The sequence below is a fragment of the Conexibacter sp. DBS9H8 genome, from assembly GCF_023330685.1.
Classification (GTDB): Bacteria; Actinomycetota; Thermoleophilia; order Solirubrobacterales; family Solirubrobacteraceae; genus Palsa-465.
Genome location: NZ_CP097128.1, coordinates 1,398,753 through 1,419,939, shown reverse-complemented (window position 1 = coordinate 1,419,939; position 21,187 = coordinate 1,398,753). Strand labels below are relative to the sequence as shown.

Here is a 21,187-nt window from a genome sequence, read left to right as displayed (position 1 = left end):
CGCCGGCCGGCGGAAACGAGCTTGGGCCTGGGCCCAGGCTGTACTAGGGTGGCGTTCATGTCAGAGTTCGCGCCCCCGGCCTCCCCGCTCTCCCCGCCGCTCGGGCTCGCGGGGGCGGACGCGATCGCGCTCGGGCGCCTCAGCCAGGAGCTTGCGACCGCCTGGGACGGCTTCCGCCGGGCGCGGGAGGTCGAGCCCGCCGCCGACGACGCGCTGCGCACACTGCTGGCCGAACCGCTTCCCGAGCACGGGCGCCCACTGCCCGAGGCGATCGACGCAGCGATGTCAGTGCTCGACCGCAGCCTCGCCCAGTCCCGGCCGCGCTACTTCGGCTTTGTCGGCGGCTCGGGGCTCGAGTCCGGGGTCCTCGCCGACGCGCTCGCGGAGTCCTTTGACATCAACCTCGCCGCCTGGTCGGCGGCGGCGAGCGAACTCGAGAGCCAGGCGATCGGGTGGCTCGCCGATTTCATCGGCTTCCCGGCCGCCGACGGCCACTTCACCAGTGGCGGGACGATCTCCAACGTCACCGCGCTCGCCGCCGCCCGCCAGCACCTCTACCCGGACGTCCGCACCCGCGGGCTCGCCGGGCGGCCCGTCGCCGTCTACTGCTCGGCGGAGGCGCACGCCTCCGTCGTCCGCGCCGTCGAGCTGCTCGGCATCGGCCGGGACTTCACCCGCGCCCTCCCCCAGCGGGCCGACCGGGGCGTCGACCCCGCCGCCGTCGCGGCGGCGATCGCGGCCGACCGGGCCGCCGGGATCGCGCCGATGGCGGTGGTCGCGACGGCCGGCACGACGCTGACGGGCGCGATCGACCCGATCGACGAGCTCGCCGACATCGCCGCCGATCACGGCGTGTGGCTGCACGTCGACGGTGCCTACGGCGCCCCGGCGGCGGCGATCCCGCGGCTGCGCGCGCACTTCGCCGGACTCGAGCGGGCGGACTCGCTCACCGTCGACCCGCACAAGTGGCTGTACCTGCCCAAGGCCTGCGGCGCCGTACTCGTCCGCGACCCCGCGGTCCTCGAGGCGACCTTCGGACACCCCAAGTCCTATATGCCCGACGAGGAGGAGCTGCCCAACGCGGTCGATCACACACTCGAGTACTCACGGCCGTTCCGTGCCCTGAAGTTCTGGCTCGCCTTCCGGGTGCACGGGGCCGAGCGGTTCCGAGCGGCGATCGAGCAGAACCTCGCCCACGCCCAGCTCCTCTACGACCTCGTGGCGGCCCATCCCCGGCTCGCGCCGCTCACCGGCCCGCCGAGCCTGTCGGTGCTTCCCTTCCAGCACCTCCCGGCCGACCCGGCCGTCGACATCGACGAGCACAACCGGCAGGTGACCCGCCGCCTCCAACAGGACGGACACGTCTGGGTCGCCTCCGCCGTCGTCGACGGAGCGACGGCGATCCGCCCCTGCTTCGTCAACTTCCGCACGACCGACGCCGACGTCCACGTCCTCGTCGACGAGGTGCTGCGCGTCGGCGCCGCGCTCGGCGGCTGAGACCGGACCGGCCGTCGTGGCCTCCCCCGGCTCGACCCCGCCGTCCGTCGGCGGCGGGGGCGGTCGGGATCCGCCGGCGGCCCCCGCCGCCGCCGTCCGCACCCTCAGCCGCCGAGTCGGCGACGCAGCGGCGAGCTCGAGGCGGCGCTCGCTCTCTTCACCGCGAGCGTCGGTCAGCTCGACGACCTCCATCCTGAGCTCCGACAGGCCGTCGGCCGGGCGGGCGGGGAGAGCGCCCGCGAGGCTCGCGGCCGGGGCGAACTGCCGCAGCAGCCGCCCTCGCGCAGCGTGCGGCCGCCCTGCCCACCGGTCTCCGGACCTCGACGGTGAGACGGCTCCGGGGAGCGAGGGGCTCCTCGGCATCGCGCTCGAATGCCACGGGGCGATGCTCGGCCAGCTCGGCCGCGAGGCTCGCGAGGCCGAGGCCCGCGAGGCCGAGGCCAGCGAGGCCGGAAGGCCGTGGCCCGCCGGACCCTCTCCGAGCTGTGGGCGCGGTTCGGCGGAGACGAGAAGACACAAACGCAGTAGGTACCTTCGAGTTTGAGTGGCTGGGTGGGCGTCCGGTGGGAAGGAGTCTGCCGTGATGTGTAGTACTCAAGGGACTGATGGCTTCGCGTCGTGCCTCCGCGGACGAATTCGCCGTTCGAGTGAACCGGGCGGTTGTGTTGCTGGCCGATCGGTCGCCCGCAGACGTGGTGCGTGGGTTGGAGGCCGAGTTCGGCCTCTCGGAACGTCAAGGGCGTCGGTACGTGAATGAGGCGTTGGCGCGGCCAGAGGGTGTCGTGGTGCCGGAGCGCACGGTGGTGTTCACGGTCAGGCTGGCGCCGTCCTTGATCGCTGGGCTGCGCGAGCGTGCGCGGTCCAACGGTCTGTCGTTGAGCGCGACCACGGCCGTGGCGGTGGCCGGGTATCTCGATCAGACGGGCGCGCGGCCCGGTGGCCCGACGCGTTGAGATCGAGTTCGTGGGTGACCGGCTCGCTGATGCGCGGCTGGCGCAGGCGTATGTGCTGTTGGCGCCGGAGCGGCGCCGTGTGACCGGCAACGAGCGGAGGGATGATGAGCGAGAGCAGCACCGTGGAGCGGCAGTCGGTAGATCGGCGGGGCCGGGTGGCGGCGATCTACGCGCGGGTGTCCTCGGATCGTCAGCGTCGCGAGCAGACGATCCAAAGCCAGACCGCCGCGCTGCGTGAGCTTGCCGCCGACCGCGGACTGCTGACCGCCGACGATCTGGTGTTCGAGGACGAAGGCGTCTCCGGCGCGGTGTTGCGCCGCCCGGAGCTTGAGCGGCTGCGTGATCTGGCGGTCGAGGGGCGGTTCGAGGTGCTGCTGTGCCACGCGCCGGACCGGCTCGCGCGGCGGTACGCGTATCAGGTGCTGCTGCTCGAGGAGTTCCAGCGAGCGGGGATCGAGGTCGTCTTCGCGAAGGAGCCAGAGCGGTCCGGCACACCTGAGGATGAGCTGCTGCGCCAGTTTCAGGGGATGATCGCCGAGTATGAGCGGGCGCAGATCGCGGAGCGGTGCCGTCGCGGGAAGCTGCATCGCGCTCGGGCCGGCGCAGTGTCGGTTCTCGCCCGCGCTCCGTACGGCTACCGGTATGTCAAGAAGTCCGAGCACGCCGACGCGTTCTTCGAGATCGACGAGGCCGAGGCGCCGGTCGTGCGCGAGATGTTCCGGCGCTACACCGAAGACGGCTATTCGATCGGCCGGCTCGGACGCTGGCTCGCAGAGCAGGGCGTTCCGACCAGGACCGGCAAGACGGGTTGGAACAACGCGACGATCTGGGGCATTCTCCGCAACCCGGCGTACTCCGGTCAGGCTGCCTACGGCAAGACGCACGCGACCGGCCAGCCGGTCCGCGAGACGCGTCATGCCCGCCAGCGTGGGCAACGCTCCGCCAGAGGAGCGCGCGAGCAGGTCAGCCCTGAGGAGTGGAAGCCGATCGCGGTGCCGGCGCTCGTGACCCCCGAGCGGTTCGCGCTCGTCCAGCAGTTGCTTGAGCGCAACGGCCGCTTCTCGCCGCGCAACACACGCCGTCCGTCGCTGCTGCAGGGGATCCTTACCTGCCGTGAGTGCGGCTACGCGTACTACCGCTGCTCGACGCGGAACAAGAACGGGCTCCTGCGCGAGTACTACCGCTGCTCAGGCACCGACGGTCACCGCCGCCCCGAAGGTCGCGTCTGCGATAACCGGCCCATCCGCTTGCCAGAGATCGACGAGCTCGTCTGGGGACGCGTGCTCGGACTACTCGATGACCCGACACTGATCCAAGCCGAAATCGACCGGCGGCTCCAGACTCTCCGCGCCGCGCACCCAGCAACCACGCGCCGGGACGCGCTCCAACGTGACCTCACTCGCGCCCAGAACGCGCTGCGACGGCTGCTCGACGGCTACCAAGAGCAGCTCGTCACGCTCGACGAGCTCCGCGCCCGCACCCCTGAGCTACGCAAGCGCGAAGCTGCCCTCCAAGCGCAACTGGACGCGCTCGACGCCGAGCTGCACGACGCCGAGACCTACCTCAAGCTCACCGAGACCCTCGACGGGTTCCGAGCGCGGCTCTCCACCAGCGGCGAGAACCTGACCGTCGAGCAACGCCAACAGATCATCCGGCTCGTCGTCCGCGAGGTCCTGATCGGCGAAGACGACGTCACCATCCGCCACTCCATCGCTATCCCGACACGCGACCAACCGCCCGGTTATCTACTGCGTTTGGGTAGTCGAGGACCCCCAGATCCGGGCGCTGCTGGTGACCCTGCCGGCTCCCGGGGGCTGAGTCGCCCCGTCGCGCTCCGTCGCCCGGCGTGTTCTGCTTCACAGGGCCGCTCCCGGCCCGCTGCGCGGGCCCGCCCCGTAGGCGAGCCCGCCCCGTAGGCGAGCCCGCCCCGTAGGTGGGCCCGCCACCCAAACGAGGGGGGAGTTTCGTGTCGTGGGAACGCATTTGTCCCCCCTCGTTCGTGCGGTGAACGGGCCCGCGCCCTCAGCGGTCGCCAACCGCGGCTCGGTTCGCGCCGCCAACCGCGGCTCGGTTCGGGCCGCGAACCGAGCGGAGCCTCCCCGCGGTCGCTCTGATATGGATGCTCGATGCGTTTCAGCGGCCTCGCCCTCTCTGTCATCTTCACCGCCCTCGGCGTCCTGCTCAGCCTCACCTTCGGCCCGGGCTGGATCGCCTTGGTCGCCGTGTTCGGCGCCCTCACCGGGCTCGGCGTCTTTGACCTCCTCCAGCGTCGCCACTCGATCCTGCGCAACTACCCGATCCTCGGGCACGGTCGGTTCCTGCTCGAGGCGATCCGCCCCGAGCTGCAGCAGTACTTCATCGAACGCAACACCGACGGCACCCCCTATGACCGGGATACCCGCACGGCGATCTACGAGCGCGCGAAGGGAATCAAGGACGAGGAGGCCTTCGGCACCGAACGGGATGTCGGCGAACCCGGGTATGAGTGGCTGCTGCACTCGCTCAACTCCCAGGACCCGCCCGATGAGATACCGCGCGTGCGTGTCGGGGGCCCCGACTGCACCCAGCCCTATGAGATGGCGCTGCTGAATGTGTCGGCGATGAGCTTCGGCGCGCTGTCAGCCGCGGCGATCACCGCGCTCAACCGGGGCGCGGCCAAGGGCGGCTTTGCCCACGACACCGGTGAAGGGGGCCTCACCGACCACCACCTCCAGGGCGGCGACGTGATCTGGGAGCTGGGCACCGGCTACTTCGGGGCCCGCACCGCCGACGGCGGCTTCGACCCCGACCTGTTTGCCGACAAGGCGGCCCAGAGCGCCGTCAAGTGCGTCGAGCTGAAGCTGAGCCAGGGCGCCAAGCCGGGGATCGGCGGCGTCCTGCCGGGGGCGAAGGTGACCGCCGAGATCGCCCGTGCCCGGGCCGTCCCGGCCGGACAGACGTGCGTGAGCCCGCCCGGCCACCGGGTCTTCTCCACCCCGCGCGAACTCGTGCTGTTCATCGCCCGGATGCGGGAGCTCGCCGGTGGCAAGCCGACCGGGTTCAAGCTGTGTGTCGGACTGCGCCACGAGTTCCTCGCCGTCTGCAAGGCGATGGTCGCGGAGGGGGTCACCCCCGATTTCATCGTCGTCGACGGCGCGGAGGGCGGAACCGGGGCCGCCCCCGCCGAATACGCCGATCACGTCGGGTTCCCGCTCACCGAGGGCCTGATGACCGTCCACAACGCGCTCGTCGGGACCGGGCTGCGGGACCGGATCCGGATCGGCGCGAGCGGCAAGGTCGCCACCGGGTCCGACATCGTCAAAAGGCTCGCCCAGGGCGCCGACTACACGAACGCCGCCCGGGCGATGATGATGGCCGTCGGCTGCATCCAGTCCCAGCGCTGTCACACCAACCAGTGCCCCGTCGGGGTCGCCACCCAGGATCCGGCCCGCAGCCGTGCCCTTGATGTCGCCGATAAGTCCGAGCGTGTCCACCGCTACCAGCGGGCGACCGTCGCCGAGGCCCAGCGCCTGATCGCCTCGATGGGACTGCCCGGCCCGACGGCGGTCGGCCCCCACCAGCTGATGCGCCGGGTCGATCACATCCGTGCGGCGAGCTACGCGGAGCTGTATCGCTGGCTCGAGCCCGGAGAGCTGCTCACCGATCCGCCCGAGGCGTGGGCGAGTGACTGGAGCCGCGCGGACCCGGACACGTTCGCCCCGCTCAGACGCTGAGGATGACGACCGAGGCAGCCCACGCTCAGGCGCCGAGGGTCACGACGGCGCGCCGGGTCGCGCTCTCCCGGGCGGCCGCGAGCACCTCCAGGCCGGTGACGGCGTCGGCGGGGTCGACCGGGACGGGGGCGCCGTCGCGTACCGCCGCCGCCATCTGGGCGTAGAAGGCCGGCCAGTCCCCGGGCCGGCTCGGAACCGGTTCGATCGCGTCCCCGCGGATGATGTGGCCCCAACCGGGCTCGGCCACCTCCCCCCACGGTGCCCCGTCCCCCGGGCGCCGGCCGGCGCGCAGAGCGTCCTCCTGACCGTCGATCGCAGCGACGACATAGGCGCCGGTCGTGCCGATCACCCGCAGCCGCGGTCCCGGGGCCGGGCAGACCGCGGAGACGTGAAGGTGGGAGACGACCCCACCGGCATGGGTGAGCGCGAGGAAGGCGTCGTCCTCGGCGGCATGGCCGGGGCGAACGGTCGCCGATTCCGCGTAGACGGCGGCGACGGGTCCGAACAGACGCAGGGCCTGATCGACGAGGTGGCTGGCGAGGTCGAGCAGCAGCCCGCCCCCCGCCTCAGGCGGACGGGCGCGCCAGCCGCCGGCAGACCCGTCAGGGCGCCAGCGCTCGATCCGGGACTCCCAGCGACGTACCGTCCCGAGCCGGCCCTCTCTGACGAGCTCGGCGGCGGTCAGCATCTCGGCATCCCAACGGCGATTGTGGAAGACGGACAGCGGCACCGCCGACTCGGCTGCCCGAGCCACCAGCCGGGCAGCCGACCGCGCGTCCGGGGCGAGCGGCTTGTCGACGACGACAGCGATCCCGCGCGCGATCGCCGCCTCCGCCAGCGGGACGTGGGTCGCGTTCGGGGTCGCGACGACGAGCAGGTCGGTCGTCTCCCACCCCCCACCGAGGCTGTCGCGGACCTCGGCCTCGGGGTGCTCGGCGCGGGCCTTGGCCACCCGCTCGGGGTCGGTGGTGAGGATGTGGGCGAGGCTGAGGCCGGGCGTCGTCGCGATCAGCGGCGCGTGGAAGACGCGTCCGGCCAGCCCGTAGCCGGCGAGGGCGACGCGGAGGTCCATCACGACCGGTCTCAGCGGCCCCCGGCGGGAACGGCCGGGACCGGCCCGGCGGCGTCCTCGACGATCATGTCGGCGGCCTTCTCGGCGATCATGATCGTCGCCGCGTTCGTGTTCCCGCGCACGATCGTCGGCATCACCGACGCATCGACGACCCGCAACCCGTCAATCCCATAGACCCGCAGCCGCGGGTCGACGACCCGGCCGATCGCCGCCGTCGAGGTCGGGTGATAGATCGTCATCGTGTTCTCCCGCACGAAGGCCATCAACTCCTCATCACTCGCATCCGGCGCCGGCGCGCTGAACGGGCCGGTGATCACCGCCTGCAGCGCCGGCGCAGCGGCGATCTCCAACGCCAAACGCATCCCCGCGAGGATCGACGCGCGATCCTCCTCCGTCGCCAGATAGTTGTGGACGATCCGCGGCTTGCTGTACGGACTCGCGCTGCGCAAACTCACCGACCCGCGACTCGTCGGCTTGACCACCCCGGGACCGAACGCAAGCGCATGCTCTGACGCCGCCCCCAACCCCTCCTCAAAGAACGGGGCGGGCGCGAAATGGAACTGACAGTCCGGCGCCTCCAACCCCGGCCGGGTCCGGAAGAACCCGCCCGCCTCCGCGATGTTCGACGACAGCGGACCACGCCCCTCCGCACCCAGCAACTCGACGTTCTCATCCGTCATCGCCGTCAACAACGTCTCGGTATCGGTCGACCAGTTGATCAACGTCATGCAGTGATCCTGCAACCCCTCACCAACCGGCAGATCTGCGACCACCTCCAATCCCAGGGCCGCCAACGACTCCGCCGGCCCGATCCCCGACAGCATCAACAACTGCGGCGACTGATACGCCCCCGCACAGAGAATCACCTCACGGGCCGCAGCGATCACCTCATGCTCGCGGTGATCAACACGCACCCCGACCGCCCGACCGGACTCAATCAACACCTCCAACACCATCGCGTCGGTGACCACCGTGAGATTCGGCCGATCCTCCACCGGATGCAGAAACGTCGCGGCCGTGCTCGCCCGCATCCCGTCCCGCTGCGTGGTCTGATAGCGGCCGACCCCCTCCTGACGGGCTCCGTTGAAATCCGGGTTCTCCTCATGCCCCACCTGCTTGGCCGCCTCCACAAACGCGGTCGCCAACGGATGCATCGACCGGCTCTCCCGCACCGGCAACGGACCGCCGACCCCATGAAAGGCATCCTCCCCCCGCTCGTTGTCCTCTGAGCGTTTGAAGTACTCCAACACCTCCGCACACGACCAGCCCTCGGCCCCCAGCGCCGCCCACTCATCAAAGTCCGCCCGGTTTCCGCGGATGTAGACCATCGCGTTCATCGACGAACACCCACCCAACACCTTCCCGCGCGGCAGATAGCAGCGCCGACCGTTCAAAAACGGCTCAGGGTCCGTCGAGAAATCCCAATCCCGACGCCCCTTGAACAACGCCCCGAACGCCGCGGGAACGTGAATCTCGATGTCAGAATCCTCCCCGCCGGCCTCCAACAGACACACCGACACCGCCGGATCCTCACTCAACCGGGCCGCCAGCACCGCACCGGCCGAACCCGCCCCGACGATCACGTAGTCGAACATGGTCGCTCTCCTCTCCGTCAGGCCGCGGCGCCGAGGCGCACGGGCAGGGTGGTGAGCTGGTTGACGAAGATCGCCGTCGCGTAGCGCGGCGGTCCCGCGAACTGGGGGTGGGGGTGGCGGGCGAGGAACTCCTCGAACATCACGCGCAGCTCGAGCCGCGCGAGGGCGGTGCCGAGGCAGAAGTGGCGCCCGCCGGCACCGAAGGCCTGGTGCTCGGGGTTGCGTTCGACGTCGAAGCGGTCCGGGTCCTCATAGACGGTCTCATCGCGCCCCGTCGACGGATACCACATCATCACCTTGTCACCGCGCTTGATCGGGCAGCCGCCGAGCTCGGTGTCGCGGGTCGCGGTCCGACGGAAGTGGGCGAAGGCGGGAAACATGCGCAGACACTCCTCGACCGCACTGGGGATCAGCGCCGGTACGTCCACGAGCTTCTGGCGCTCGTCCGGGTTCTCCATCAGCGCCTTGAGGCCGCTGCAGAAGGTCGCCTTCGTGCTGTCGTTGCCGGCGGTGACGAGGAGGATGAACCCCATCACGATCTCCCAGTCGGTGAGCCGGTCACCGTCGACCTCAGAGTGGATGAGGACGCTCATCAGATCGTCGGTCGGTATCACCCGGCGCGCGTCGATGAGCGCCTGACAGCGCTCGACGATCCGCGGGACCACCTCGGTCATCACCGCCTCGGGACCCTCCGGGTTCATCTCCGCGTCATCGCCACCGACAAGTCGGTTCATCAGCTGCGCCCACATCGCGTCGTCCTCGGGGGCGATCCCCATGAAGCTGCCGATCACCCGCGAGACGACGGGCTGGGCGAAGTCGCTGACGACGTCGATGCTCTCGCGCCCCTCGAGCCGGTCGAGCACCTCGCGCGTGATCGCGCGGATCGCGCCCTCATGCTCGGCCGTCCGCTTCGGGGTGAACCCACGCTGGAAGAGCGCCTTGATCCGGTCGTGCTTGGGTGGATCCATCCCGATGAACATCCCGTTCTGCACCTTGACGGCCGCCCACGGCATGCCGACCATCCCGCCGAGCTCGGAGGAGTAGGTCTGCCAGTCCCGGCTCACCTCGTGGACGAACTGCTGGTTGGTGACCGACCAGAAACCCGGCTCCTCCGGGAAGCTCGTCATCCCCGAGGACCAGTGGACGGGACAGTGACTCCGCAGCTCGCGGAACAGCTCCAGTGGCGGCCCTTCGCGCCAGTGCTCGGGGTCGGCGACGCGCACGGCGTCCAGGTCGGTGATCGTCGACATCTCGTCTCTCCCTCGGGTCCCTGTGGTCGTGGGGCTTCAGAGACGGACGGCGTCCTCTATCCCTCACGGAATCTGAGCCTAGCGGAATATCTTACAGCATGTCAAGACCAACGTTGTGCAGCTGTCAGGGCATCTGCTAAGATGTGCGCGTGAGCGTGCTCTCTCGACGTCCGACCTCGGGCCGGAGCGCGGCCGACAACCGGACGGCCATCCTTGACGCGACCGTCGGGCTGCTGGAGCGGGGAGCCGCGGTTGCCGAGCTCAGCGTCGTGGCGATCGCCGCCGAGGCGGGCGTGTCGCGGCCGACCTTCTACGCGTACTTCAACGACAAGCGTGACCTGATGCTCGCGCTCGGGGAGCGCTTCGAGGCCCGCACCCACGCGGTCACCGATGCGTGGCTGGAACTGCGCGACGACGACGTCGAGGGGACTCTGACCGGGGTCCTCGAGGCCTTCCGGGCCGACCACGTGACGCTCCGGGCGATCGCGGAGGCAGCGACCTATGACCCGGCGGTCGGCGCCTTCTGGCGCGCCTTCCACGGCCGCTTCATCGAGGCGGTCGTCACCCGCGCGGCCCGGAGCGGCCGCGAGCCCGGCGCGGACGCCCAGCGCGCCCGCGCCGACGCGTTCGCGCTCGTGTGGATGACCGAGCGGGCGATCGCCGAGCACCTCGACGCGGCCCAGGTGCCCGACGCGGCGCTGATCGACGCCCTCACCCGGCTGTGGCGTTCGGTCCTGCCCGCTGACGGGCCCGCCGGCCCCGGCGCTCAGGGGGTGGCGAAGGCGGCGCTGTAGGGGACGAACGTGCCGTCGCGGGAGAGCCTGCGCGGCGGCCCGGTGACCCCGAAACGCCGGTTCTCATAGAGACCGATCGCGTAGGCGGGCCAGAACGTCGCCGTCGGCGGGGCGCCGGGGCGACAGGCACCACCGGAGTTGCCGACCGGCGCGAACCACAGCAGCCCGTCCAGGCCGGTGTAGCCGGTCTGGGTCGACATCGTGCCGAGCCCCCGGCCGGGCGGGTTGCAGAGATCCTCGACCCCCTGGTAGGTCGGATGGGGGTTGAGCAGGGGCCCGCGGCCGTTGACCCCGCTGGAGACGAGGAAGTGCTCGCCGCCGAGCATCCGGCTGACGGTCTGACCGTAGGCGATCTCGGTCGTATCCCACTGAAAATGCGTCGAGTTGACGAAGAAGCCCTGTGCGTCGGCGACGCCCGCCTCACGCAGGCGGGCGGCGTCGACGCGGGCCGACAGCGCGTCGGAGGCGCCGCCGTCGAGGTAGAGAACGAGGTGGGGGTCCTGCTCGAGGATCGCGATCGCCGGCTTGAGCTGGTCGACGAGGCGCTCGTGCAGCTGGGTGGGGGACAGACAGGCCGTCGTGATGATCGAGTCGATCTCAAAGAACATCACAACACGGAAGTTGCCGATCCCCTGGGCGAGCCCACGCACCCAGTTGAGGTAACGGGAGGTGAAGGCGGGGTTGGCGGTCGCGCCGCAGTGGTCGTGGACGATCGAGTAGGTCGACAGCTCGACGACCCGGCCCGGCTCACCGTACTGGGCGTTCTCGAGGAAGCGAGCGACCTCCGGAGCGGGGTCGGCCGGGGTCTTCCAGAACCAGAACCGGTAGCCGGTCGGCTGCTGAGCGATGAAGTTCAGTGCGGTCGCATCGGCGACCGCACCCTGGGTGAGGTCGAGGTTCGCCGCCAGGCCGGCTGCGGTCTGGGCCGGCGGCTCGACGTAGAACTGGGCGCCCGTGAGCGGATCGCCGTTGGTCGGGGCGGGGTTCAGCTCGAGCGGATTGGCCGGGTTGCGAACCTGGAGGGGATCGTTGCGGAGGATCGTGATGACAACGTTGCTCGGGTCGGGGGTGAGTTGGGCGACGGAGGAGCCGAACAGGTAGGCGTCCGCCTGGACCGGCGGGCCGTTCATGCCGTTGTCGGCGATCGTCACCGGGAACTGACAGGAGGCCTGGCCGGGGACCATCGTCGCCAGCGTGTTCGGGACCGCCTGGAAGTCCCATGGGGACTGGGCACTGTCCTGGCGAACGCCGTAGCGGATCTGCTCGAGCGCAGCGGTGCTCGTGCGGGTGATCGTCAGCCAGATCTGGCCGGCGTTCTCATTCGCCGTGTACGCCGACTGGCTGAAGGCGATCGTCCCGTCGCCACCGCCACCGCCACCGCCGAGGCCGAGGCTGCCGCTGCCGCTGCCAAGGCCGTTGAGGAGGTTGGGGATCGGGCTGCAGACGGGAACCCCGGGGGCCGGCGCGTCCGCGCTCGCGGCGCCGGGGCTGAGCAGGGTTCCGAGGCCAATCAGAAAGACGGAGAGGAGCGAGAGGAGAGAGCGACGCACACCACCGGTTTTCGGCAGTGGCAGGCCAAACGTTGACCAGTCTCAGCAGATGACCGATCGTTCGGGCCGGGTCAGGCGCGCCTCACGCCATCCGCCGATGGAGGAGCTGAGCCGGATCGCCTCGGCCGCGGAGAGACGATCGAGGTGAATCGGCTCGCTCCCCCCCGAGGCCGTCGTGAGACGGTCACGGTGAATCGGCTCGGTCCGCGCCGCGGTGGCGGGATCGTCGAGGATCGCCGCCCGGGTGACCCCGGGGAGCAGCCGGCCGTCCGCGGGCGGGGTGATCCACCTTCCGGCCTCGAGGATCCACACGTTCGCCCATGCCGCCTCCAGGACCGCGCCGTCGCCGTCGAGGAGGAGCGGGACGGTGCCCGGCCGCGCCGCCGCGAGCGCGGCGAGCAGCCGCCGGTCTGACCACTTGTGGGCGCCGAGACCCCCAGGCAGGCTCCAGGGGGCGAGCGCGACGGGCACGAGCGGTCCGGGGTCGGGCTCCGCGGTCACCTCGATCCGCGCCTCACCGTCGGGATCGGCCCAGATCCGGATCCGGGCTCGGATATGGCCGGCGGCCGCCCGTTCGAGCCGGGCGCCGAGATCGTCCCGGATCTCGCAGTCATAGAGCATCGCGACAGAGGTGCGCAGGCGGTGCAGGTGCGCATCGCCATCGACGGCGCGACCATCGGCGGCGAGCACGGTCTCGAACACGCCCGCCCCCGGGTCGGGCCGGGTGCCGTGGGCGAGCGCTCGCGGCACCCCAGCGGGCAGTCTCGCCCGGGGGGCGGTCACCGCCGCAGACCCAGCGCGGTTCGCTCCCACTCCGCGGTTCGCTCCCACTCCGCGGTTCGCTCCCTCACCCGTGACGAGCCGCCCTCCGACGGCGGCGAGCGGGCCGGCGGCCTTGGTCAGGGCCTCAGCAAGCTCAGTGGCGGGGTCGGAGTCGGCGACGATCCCCCCGCCGACACCGAGCCGGACGCGGCCGCCGGCCACCTCGAAGGTGCGGATCGCGACGCTGAGATCGAGTCCGGCGATCGGGCTGAGGATCCCGATCGCGCCCGTGTAGACGTCTCGGCGGGTCCCCTCGAGCTCCCCGATCGCCGCCATCGCGGCGATCTTCGGTGCACCGGTGACCGAGCCGGGCGGGAACGTGGCGCGCAGCAGCGCCTCGTCGTCGACCTCCGGACGCAGGACCCCGGAGACGGTGGAGACGAGCTGCCAGACCCCCGCGTGCGGTTCGACCCGGGGCGGCGCAACCGCGACGGTCCCGTAGACGCAGACCCGGCCGAGGTCGTTGCGCATCAGGTCGACGATCATCGTGTGTTCGGCCCGGTCCTTGGGAGCGGCCGCGAGCTCCGCCGCGACCGGGTCCGTTGGCCCCGCAACCTCGCCGGCAACCTCCGCCGCGACCGAGTCCGCGGCGCGCGGCCGTGTCCCCTTGATCGGCTCGGTCCACACCCGCCGGCCGCGGCGACGCAGGAACCGTTCGGGGGAGAAGCTGGCGACCCCGCCGACGACCGCGCCGAACCGGGGCGCCGCCCGCTCCCAGCCGCGTCCGAACAGGTCGAGCGGGGACCCGTCCCAGGTGCCGGCGAGCTGGAGACAGACGTTGGCCTGGTAGAGCTCGCCGGCGGCGATCCGTTCGCGACAGTCCGCGACCGCCGCGAGGTGACCGGCCGCCCCGGCCCCGACGGGAGCGAGGCATGGCCCTGCGCTCCTTGCGACCGCGCACCGATCCGGGCCGGCCGCCCCGGACCCTTGCGCGGCGTCGCCCGCCGACACCGTCGCGGCCGCCTCGAGGCGCTCCCGCCAGGTGGCCGCCCGCGCCGCGAGCCAGTCGGTACGAGCCGGGGTCTCGAGCATCTCAAACGCCCAGGCACCCGCCTGATGGATGAGCAGATGGTCATAGAAGGCAAGCGAGAACCGCCGCGGCGCGCCGGGCCCCGGCGGGGGCGGGCCGAGCACCCCCGGTTCGGCCAGCTCAGCGAGTCCGTAGCCGAGCCAGCCGATCCAACCGCCGCCGACCCGAACCGCGGCCGTGGCGGCCGACGGCACGGCCGCGGCGGCCGAGGGCGCGCGGGCGAGCAGCGCGAACGGATCCTCCCCCGGGTCGGCGAGGAGCAGCGGTTCGGAGGCGAGAATGGTCAGGGGCTCCTCAGCACCGGGGCTGGCGGCGAGCCACTGGCCGCTCAGCAGGGCCGGATGGGCGTCCCCGGCAAGGGCGTGCAGGAGCGCGCCGGGCGCCGGCCCGAGCCCAAGCTCGAGCCGGCGCGGAACGGGTTGGGAGCCCAGCCCCGACGTGACGGCGTCAGGCACGAGGACCTCAGGGACAGTCCGGGCAGCGCCCGCGGAGGGTGACCTCGTGCTCCTTGGTCGTGAAACCGAGGCGGCGGGAGAGCTGGCGGATGCTCCGCTCGAGGCCGGCGTCATCAAAGGGGACGAGTTGGCCGCAGCGCTCACAGAGGAGGTGGTGATGGTGGTGATGGCCACTCGGGTCGGCCGGCTCGTAGCGGGCCACCCCGTCCCCGAGCTCGAGGCGGGTGACAAGCTCGTGGTCGTGGAGCAGCTCCAGCGTGCGATAGACGCTCGCGCGAGCGACCGGTCCGTCGCGGCGCAGACCGTCCTCGATCTCGAGGGCCGAGAGCGCGCAATCCTGATCAGAGAGCAGGTCGATCAGACGCTCCCGTGCCGCCCCGCGATGATGTCCGGCGCGCTGGAGCACCTCCCGCGCGTTGACGGCCCAGGCCTGTCCCGCAGGGTCACTCATGGCGTCGAGCATACTGCCGGCCTCCCGGTTCGAGATAAGAATGAGACTGGTACTCATTTTAGGCTATGCTCGGTGTCGTGTTCGGTTCCCCACGTCTCCTCACCCGCGTACGGCGCCTGCTCGCAGCGCCCGTCCTGACCCGCGGACGGTGGCTGCTCGCCGTACCCGTCCTCACCCTCGGCCTCAGCGCCTGCGGGATCACGGAACCGGTGGCGGGACGCGGCCAGATCGTCGCCGTCGGCGCCGAGAACGAGTACGCGAACGTGATCTCCCAGATCGGCGGGCGCTACGTCAAGGTGGCGGCGATCATGTCGAACCCGAACACGGACCCCCACACCTTCGAGGCGAGCCCGTCCGTCGCCGCCACCGTCGCGGAGGCACGCCTCGTCGTCCAGAACGGCGTTGGCTACGACACGTTCATGAACCGGGTGGAGGCGGCGTCCCCCGATGCGAGCCGCCGGGTGATCGACGTCCAGACCCTGCTCGGGCTTCCCGCAAGCACCCCCAACCCGCACCTGTGGTACTCGCCGGCGACGATGCCGAGGGTGGCGGCGGCGATCGCCGCCGACCTCTCCCGGCTGCTGCCCGCCCACCGGCGCACCTTCGCGGCCAACCTCGCCCGCTTTGACCGCTCCCTCGCCCCGTGGCGAGCGGCGCTGGCGGCCTTCCGCGCCCGCTACGCCGGGACGCCGGTGGCGGTCACCGAACCCGTGGCCGACTATATGCTCGAGGCCGCCGGCACGCGCATCGCGACCCCCTTCAGCCTGCAGGCCGACATCATGAACGGCACCGACCCCGCCCCCCAGGCGGTCAGCCTCGAGGACGGCCTGTTCAACGACCACACCGTCAAGGTGTTCCTCTACAACCGCCAGGTGACCGACACGCTCACCCAGGGGTTCCTCGCCCTCGCCGCCGCCCGCCACATCCCGGTCGTCGGCGTCTACGAGACGATGCCGACCGGATACGACTACCAGGGATGGATGCTCGCAGAGGTCCGCGCACTCACCCGGGCGGTCGCCGACCGCACCTCCACCACCCACCTGTAGAGCGATGCCCCGCCGCGAGCCACCCAGCCCCGCCGTGCCCTCCGATTACGCGCTCAGCGTTGAGGGGCTCGGTGTCCGCTTCGGCGCCCGCCAGGTGCTCGAGGACGTCTCCTTCCGACTCGCCCCAGGCAGCGTCGCCGGCCTGATCGGCTCCAACGGGGCAGGCAAGACGACGCTGCTGCGGGCGATCCTCGGCCGCCAGTCCCTGTCGAGCGGGTCCGTCCACGTCGCCGGCCAGATCGGCTATGTCCCCCAGAAGTTCCTGCTCGACCCGGACCTGCCCCTGCGCGGGCGCGACCTCGTCGGGCTCGGTCTCGACGGCCACCGCTACGGCCTCACCCTCCCTTCCCGGACGCGGCGCGAACGGGTGGCCGAGATGCTCGACGCCGTCGGCGCGAGCGACTTCGCCGACACCCGCGTCGGCCGCCTCTCCGGCGGCGAGCAGCAGCGGATCCTCATCGCCCACGCGCTGATCTCCGAGCCGGCCCTGCTCCTGCTCGACGAGCCGCTCGCCAACCTCGACCTGCACAGCGCCAAGCAGAGCGTCGAACTGCTCGCCCGGATCGCCCGGGCCCGCAACCTCGCGGTGTTCATCTCCGCCCATGAGCTCAACCAGCTGCTGCCGGTGCTCGACCACGTCGTCTATCTCGCCGACGGACGCGCGGTCGCCGGTGCCACCGACGAGGTCATCCGCCAGGACGTCCTCTCCCGCCTCTACCGCAGCCACGTCGACGTGATCCGCGTCCACGGCCGCGTGCTGGTGGTCGCCGGCGAGAGCGGCCAGGTCGTCTCCTGAGGGCGTGCCGGATGCTGCGCGCCCTCATCGCCCCCGGGTTCTTCTCCAGCTCCGCGGTCACCCTCGCCCTCGGCGTCGGCGCGGCCGTCGCCGTCGTCGGCGCGGCCGTCGGCGTCTTCACCGTCATCCGCGGCCAATCCTTTGCCACCCACGCCCTCGGCGACATCGGGGCTGCGGGCGGCGCGAGCGCCTACCTGGCCGGAGCGAGCGCGCTGTGGGGCTTCACCGTCGTCGCCGTCGCCGGGGCGGCGGTGATGGAGCTGATCGGCATCCAGCGCCTGCGCGGCCGCGATCTCGCCACCGGCGTCGTGCTCGGGGTCGGCTTCGGACTGTCGGCCCTGTTCCTCTACCTCGGCTCGACCTACGACAACACGACCGGGGCGGCGGTGACGATCCTGTTCGGCTCGATCTTCGCCCTCCAGGGCTCGGTCCTCCCGTTCGTGCTCGGGCTTGGCGGCGGCGCGATCGCGATCCTCGCGACCCTGTTCCGGCCACTGCTGCTCGCCTCCACGAGCCCCGATCTCGCCGCCGCCAAGGGCCTCCCGGTGCGCCTCCTCGGAGTCGGCTACCTGCTGGCGATGGCGATCGCGGTCGCCCTCGCGGCCCTCACCGTCGGCTCGATCCTCTCCACCGCCCTGCTGATCGGACCGGCCGCCGCCGCGCTCAAGCTGACCGCCCGCCCGCTGCCGGCGATCGCCACCGCGGCGGGGATCGGGATCGCCGCGGTGTGGCTCGGGGTGCTGCTCGCCTACGACAGCTACCGCTGGCCCCCGGTCCACCAAGGGTGGCCGGCGAGCTTCTTCATCGTCACTCTCGTCCTCCTCACCTACCTCGCCGCGGGCGGGGTCAGCCGGCGGCGCGCGCGCCGGCCCCGGCCTGCCGGGCCGGGGCCGGCCTCCCCAGTGGACGTCGCAGCGGAGCGGAGCTGATGTTCGCCCCGTTCATGGTCCATGCCTGGGTCGTCGCGACGCTCGTGGCGATCCTCGCCGGCGCCGTCGGCTTCTTCGTCGTCATGCGCGGGGCCGCGTTCGTCGCCCATGCGATCCCGAACGGCTCCTTCGCCGGGGCGGCAGCGGCCGCGCTGCTCGGCACGAGCACCCTGCTCGGACTCGCCGTCTTCTCCGTCGGTGGGGCGCTTGGGATCGGCTGGCTGAGCCGGCGCGGGCGGCCCGATGTCGCGACCGCGCTGACGCTCGTGTTCCTCCTCGGACTCGGCGCTCTGTTCCTCTCCCTCGCCGGACAGTACGGGCCGGAGGTCGAGTCGCTCCTGTTCGGGGAGGTGCTCGGGATCTCCGCCAACGAGATCCTCCCGACCGCCGTCCTCACCGCCGTCAGCCTGCTCACCCTCGCGGCGATCTTCCGGCCGCTGCTGCTCGGATCCGTGCTCGGGGAGGGGGTGAGCGCGGGCTGGACGGCCTGGCTGTTCCTGCTGGTCGTCGCCCTCGCGACGACGGTGACGGTCCCGGTGGTCGGCACGACGCTCATCTTCAGCCTGCTGATCGGGCCGGCCGCCGGCGCGCGAGCGCTCACCGACCGGCCTGGCCGGGCGCTCGCCCTGTCGGTCGTCCTCGCGTTGGCGACGGTGTGGATCGCGATCGCCGCCTCCTTTGCCTCCGGCTGGCCGGTCGGGTTCTGGGTCGGCGTGGGCGGCGCGGGCTGGTATCTGCTCGGCCGCGCCTACGGGGCGCTCAGCCGAGCTGGGCGATGAACGTGTAGATCACCATCGCGCTGACGAGCAGGCAGAAGATGCGCAGCGCCCACAGGCCGACGGTCGCTGCGGGACTGAGCCGGGCGGGCGGCAGCGGACGGCGGCGGTCGGCGCTGAGCTGATCGAGCTCGAGGTGCATGTAGACGGCCTCGCCCGTTTCCTCCGACGGGGCGTGCCCGGAGCACTCGGCTGCCCGCCGGGCGGGGGAACGGGAGAGGAGCGGCTCGGGCGCCATCCCTCAGCCACCGACCAGGTGGACGGTCTGGAGGAAGGAGTCGATCCCGTACGCGGCCCCGGCGACGGTGATGAAGAGGACGATCGCGACGGCGATCGTGTTGATCAGGCGGCCGTTCGCCCACGCGCCCATCAGCTGGCGGTCGTTGGCAAGCATCACCATGAAGATGAGGGTGACCGGCAACAGCACGGTCGCGAGGACATTCGCGTTGAGGGCAATCGACAGCAGGGGCGCACCGGGGATGAGGATCACCGCGGCGGCGACCGCGGCGACGAGGACGTTGACCCCGTAGAAGGTGACGGCGTGGCGGGGGGCGCTGTTGAAACTCGAGGAGCGGCCGATCGCCTCCCCGACCGCGTACCCGGTGCTCGCCGAGATCGTCAGCACCGCAACCGCCCCAGCCTCGATCAGCCCGAGCGCGAACAGGGTGCCGACCAGCCCGCCCGAGTGGGCCCGCAGGGCCGCGGGGAAGCCGGCCCCGGCCAGCCCTTGGATGCCCGCTCCGCCGTGGGTGGCGAGCGCCGCCCCGGCGATCAGGGCGCCGCAGCCGAACACGGCGGCGAGCAGCCCGCCGACGGCCGTGTCAATCCGGCCGTGGGCGATGTCCTTGGGGGTGAGGCCCTTGTCGGCGGAGGCGCTCTGCTGGAAGAAGACCATCCACGGGGTGACGGTCGCACCGATCGTCGAGGCGAACAGAAGCAGGATCGTGTTGAAGCTCCCCCCCGGAAACGGGCCAAAGCTGGTGAAGGCGTGATCGACGCCGTGCCAGTCGGGTTTGACGAGCAACGCGGCCGCGAGGAAGAGGCCGTTGAAGAGGGCGAGGCCGAGGACGACCCGCTCCCAGCGCCAGTAGCGCCCGCCACCGAGCGTGAACACGACGAGGGCGACGCCGAGTCCGGCGGCGACCCCCGCACCGAGGTGGAAATAGGCGAGCCCGACCCGGATCGCGACGAACTCGGCGACGAGCGTGACGACGTTGGTGAAGACGAGGTCACCGGCGGCGAACCAGCCCCATACCCGGCCGTAGCGCTGGAAGACGAGCTCACCGTAACCGCGGTGGGTGACCGCCCCGACCCGCATGCTCATCTCCTGGCAGACCATCGCCATCACGAAAGTGATGACGATGAAGGGGAGGAAGAACCCGTACCCGTAGGTCGCCCCGGTCGCGGCGTAGGAGATCATGCTCGGTCCGTCGTTCTCGCCGAGCATCGCCAGGATCCCGGGGCCGATCAGCAGCCAGAGGAGGTAGATCCGGCGTTTGCCGTGTCGGGCGCCGGCCACCCGGGAACGGTCGCGGGAGCGGGCGACATCCTCCGCGCTCAACGCCGGTCCCTCCCCGGGGGTTCGGGATGGGCCGAGCGGAAGCGTCGCCGCGCCGCCTGAGCTCATCTGCGGATCCCCGTTCACCCCACACAGGCTAGCGTAGAAGTTCACAGACGCAAAATCTAACTTTTGCATGGCGCCGAGGGGGGCGTAGAATGGCGGACATGGCACCCGGTGCCCCCGCCCACCCCGTTTCCGCTCCGGTCGAGGACTACGTCAAGGCGATCTACGCACTGACCCCGCAGCCGGATCAGACCGCCTCGACGAGCCAGATCGCCGACCGCCTCGGGCTCACGGCCGGTTCGGTGTCGATGATGCTCAAACGGATGGACGCGGCCGGGTTTGCCGAGCACGTCCCCTACCGGGGGGTGCGGCTCACCGAGGACGGGCGCCAGCTCGCGCTCGGGGTGATCCGCCGCCACCGCCTGCTCGAGGCCTTCCTCGCGCGCAGCCTCGACATCCCGTGGGAGGACGTGCACCGGTTTGCCGACGCGCTCGAGCACGCCGCCTCCGACGAGCTGATCGAGCTGATCGCAGCCAAGCTCGGCGACCCGCTCGCCGACCCGCACGGGGACCCGATCCCCAACCGCCGGCTCGAGGTCGACGATCGGCCCCACCCCGCCCTCGCGGATCTCACCAACGGGGAGGCGGGGACGATCGTGCGCGTCTCCGACAGCGACCCGGAGATGCTCCGCTATCTGACGGAGCTGTCGATCGGGATCGGCGACCGGCTCGAGCTGCTGAGCCGCCAGCCCTTCGACGGGCCGTTCGAGGTTCGGGTCGGCCAGCGCCGGATCGCCCTCGGACCGCCGCTCGCGCGGGCGATCCGGATCGAACCGAGCGCCTGAGGGGCCGGCGGCCACCCGAACCACCACACGCCGCCGACCGCGGCTCTAC

Annotated in this window: 18 protein-coding genes; 10 read left to right on the top strand and 8 right to left on the bottom strand. The window is 71.5% G+C overall.

The genetic code is table 11. The annotated features are described in order from the left end of the window. Nucleotides 1–57 precede the first annotated feature (57 nt). The 4 genes from M3M55_RS06675 (at nt 58) to M3M55_RS06660 (ending at nt 6,163) form a co-directional block, all read left to right on the top strand. Nucleotides 58–1,497, top strand: a complete 1,440-nt coding sequence (locus tag M3M55_RS06675; protein WP_249012050.1) for an aminotransferase class V-fold PLP-dependent enzyme — start codon at nt 58–60, stop codon at nt 1,495–1,497. A 605-nt stretch (nt 1,498–2,102) separates the two neighbouring features. Further along, complete coding sequence (locus tag M3M55_RS06670) at nt 2,103–2,450, top strand: hypothetical protein (protein ID WP_249012049.1); 348 nt, start codon at nt 2,103–2,105, stop codon at nt 2,448–2,450. Between the two features lie 104 nt (nt 2,451–2,554). Next, nucleotides 2,555–4,366 carry a recombinase family protein gene (locus M3M55_RS06665; RefSeq protein ID WP_249012048.1) on the top strand — a complete coding sequence of 604 codons (1,812 nt, stop codon included), beginning with the start codon at nt 2,555–2,557 and terminating at the stop codon, nt 4,364–4,366. 210 nt (nt 4,367–4,576) lie between these two features. Further along, nucleotides 4,577–6,163, top strand: a complete 1,587-nt coding sequence (locus M3M55_RS06660; protein ID WP_249012047.1) for an FMN-binding glutamate synthase family protein — start codon at nt 4,577–4,579, stop codon at nt 6,161–6,163. Nucleotides 6,164–6,188: 25 nt separating this feature from the next. Here the strand turns inward: M3M55_RS06660 and M3M55_RS06655 are convergent, their stop codons facing one another. From M3M55_RS06655 to M3M55_RS06645, 3 genes are read right to left on the bottom strand one after another with little or no spacing between them, the layout of a single operon-like run. After that, complete coding sequence (locus M3M55_RS06655) at nt 6,189–7,235, bottom strand: Gfo/Idh/MocA family oxidoreductase (RefSeq protein WP_249012046.1); 1,047 nt, start codon at nt 7,233–7,235, stop codon at nt 6,189–6,191. 11 nt (nt 7,236–7,246) lie between these two features. Then, entirely contained in the window at nt 7,247–8,830 is a 1,584-nt protein-coding gene (locus M3M55_RS06650; RefSeq protein ID WP_249012045.1) for a GMC family oxidoreductase, read from the bottom strand. A 17-nt stretch (nt 8,831–8,847) separates the two neighbouring features. Beyond that, nucleotides 8,848–10,080, bottom strand: a complete 1,233-nt coding sequence (locus M3M55_RS06645) for a cytochrome P450 (RefSeq protein ID WP_249012044.1) — start codon at nt 10,078–10,080, stop codon at nt 8,848–8,850. A gap of 149 nt (nt 10,081–10,229) precedes the next feature. Here M3M55_RS06645 and M3M55_RS06640 point away from each other — a divergent pair, with 149 nt between their 5' ends. Further along, nucleotides 10,230–10,874 carry a TetR/AcrR family transcriptional regulator gene (locus M3M55_RS06640; protein WP_249012043.1) on the top strand — a complete coding sequence of 215 codons (645 nt, stop codon included), beginning with the start codon at nt 10,230–10,232 and terminating at the stop codon, nt 10,872–10,874. On the opposite strand, the gene M3M55_RS06635 is transcribed toward M3M55_RS06640, so the two are convergent. The 3 genes from M3M55_RS06635 to M3M55_RS06625 are packed head-to-tail and all read right to left on the bottom strand — an operon-like array spanning nt 10,847 to nt 15,182. After that, a complete protein-coding gene (locus M3M55_RS06635; protein ID WP_249012042.1) occupies nt 10,847–12,424 on the bottom strand; it encodes a glycoside hydrolase family 6 protein in 1,578 nt (525 codons plus the stop codon). The genes M3M55_RS06640 and M3M55_RS06635 overlap by 28 nt on opposite strands. 42 nt (nt 12,425–12,466) lie before the next feature. Further along, a complete protein-coding gene (locus M3M55_RS06630; RefSeq protein WP_249012041.1) occupies nt 12,467–14,731 on the bottom strand; it encodes a chorismate-binding protein in 2,265 nt (754 codons plus the stop codon). Between the two features lie 7 nt (nt 14,732–14,738). Continuing rightward, the gene (locus tag M3M55_RS06625; RefSeq protein ID WP_249012040.1) at nt 14,739–15,182 is read right to left on the bottom strand and encodes a Fur family transcriptional regulator; all 444 of its coding nucleotides are present in this window, start codon (nt 15,180–15,182) and stop codon (nt 14,739–14,741) included. A 134-nt stretch (nt 15,183–15,316) separates the two neighbouring features. Here M3M55_RS06625 and M3M55_RS06620 point away from each other — a divergent pair, with 134 nt between their 5' ends. From M3M55_RS06620 to M3M55_RS06605, 4 genes are read left to right on the top strand one after another with little or no spacing between them, the layout of a single operon-like run. Next, entirely contained in the window at nt 15,317–16,228 is a 912-nt protein-coding gene (locus tag M3M55_RS06620) for a metal ABC transporter solute-binding protein, Zn/Mn family (RefSeq protein WP_371878741.1), read from the top strand. Between the two features lie 4 nt (nt 16,229–16,232). Further along, entirely contained in the window at nt 16,233–17,024 is a 792-nt protein-coding gene (locus M3M55_RS06615) for a metal ABC transporter ATP-binding protein (protein WP_249012038.1), read from the top strand. Between the two features lie 11 nt (nt 17,025–17,035). After that, nucleotides 17,036–17,953 carry a metal ABC transporter permease gene (locus tag M3M55_RS06610; RefSeq protein WP_249012037.1) on the top strand — a complete coding sequence of 306 codons (918 nt, stop codon included), beginning with the start codon at nt 17,036–17,038 and terminating at the stop codon, nt 17,951–17,953. Then, nucleotides 17,953–18,732, top strand: a complete 780-nt coding sequence (locus tag M3M55_RS06605; RefSeq protein WP_249012036.1) for a metal ABC transporter permease — start codon at nt 17,953–17,955, stop codon at nt 18,730–18,732. Before M3M55_RS06610 ends, M3M55_RS06605 begins: the two co-directional genes overlap by 1 nt. Here the strand turns inward: M3M55_RS06605 and M3M55_RS06600 are convergent. Next, nucleotides 18,713–18,967 (bottom strand): hypothetical protein, encoded by a 255-nt coding sequence (locus M3M55_RS06600; RefSeq protein ID WP_249012035.1) that lies wholly within the window; start codon nt 18,965–18,967, stop codon nt 18,713–18,715. The genes M3M55_RS06605 and M3M55_RS06600 overlap by 20 nt on opposite strands. A 3-nt stretch (nt 18,968–18,970) precedes the next feature. Then, on the bottom strand, nt 18,971–20,401 hold the full coding sequence (locus M3M55_RS06595; protein ID WP_249012034.1) for an NRAMP family divalent metal transporter: 1,431 nt from the start codon (nt 20,399–20,401) through the stop codon (nt 18,971–18,973). Between the two features lie 53 nt (nt 20,402–20,454). On the opposite strand from M3M55_RS06595, the gene M3M55_RS06590 reads away from it, so the two are divergent. Continuing rightward, complete coding sequence (locus tag M3M55_RS06590) at nt 20,455–21,138, top strand: metal-dependent transcriptional regulator (protein ID WP_249012033.1); 684 nt, start codon at nt 20,455–20,457, stop codon at nt 21,136–21,138. The last annotated feature ends 49 nt before the right edge of the window (nt 21,139–21,187 follow it).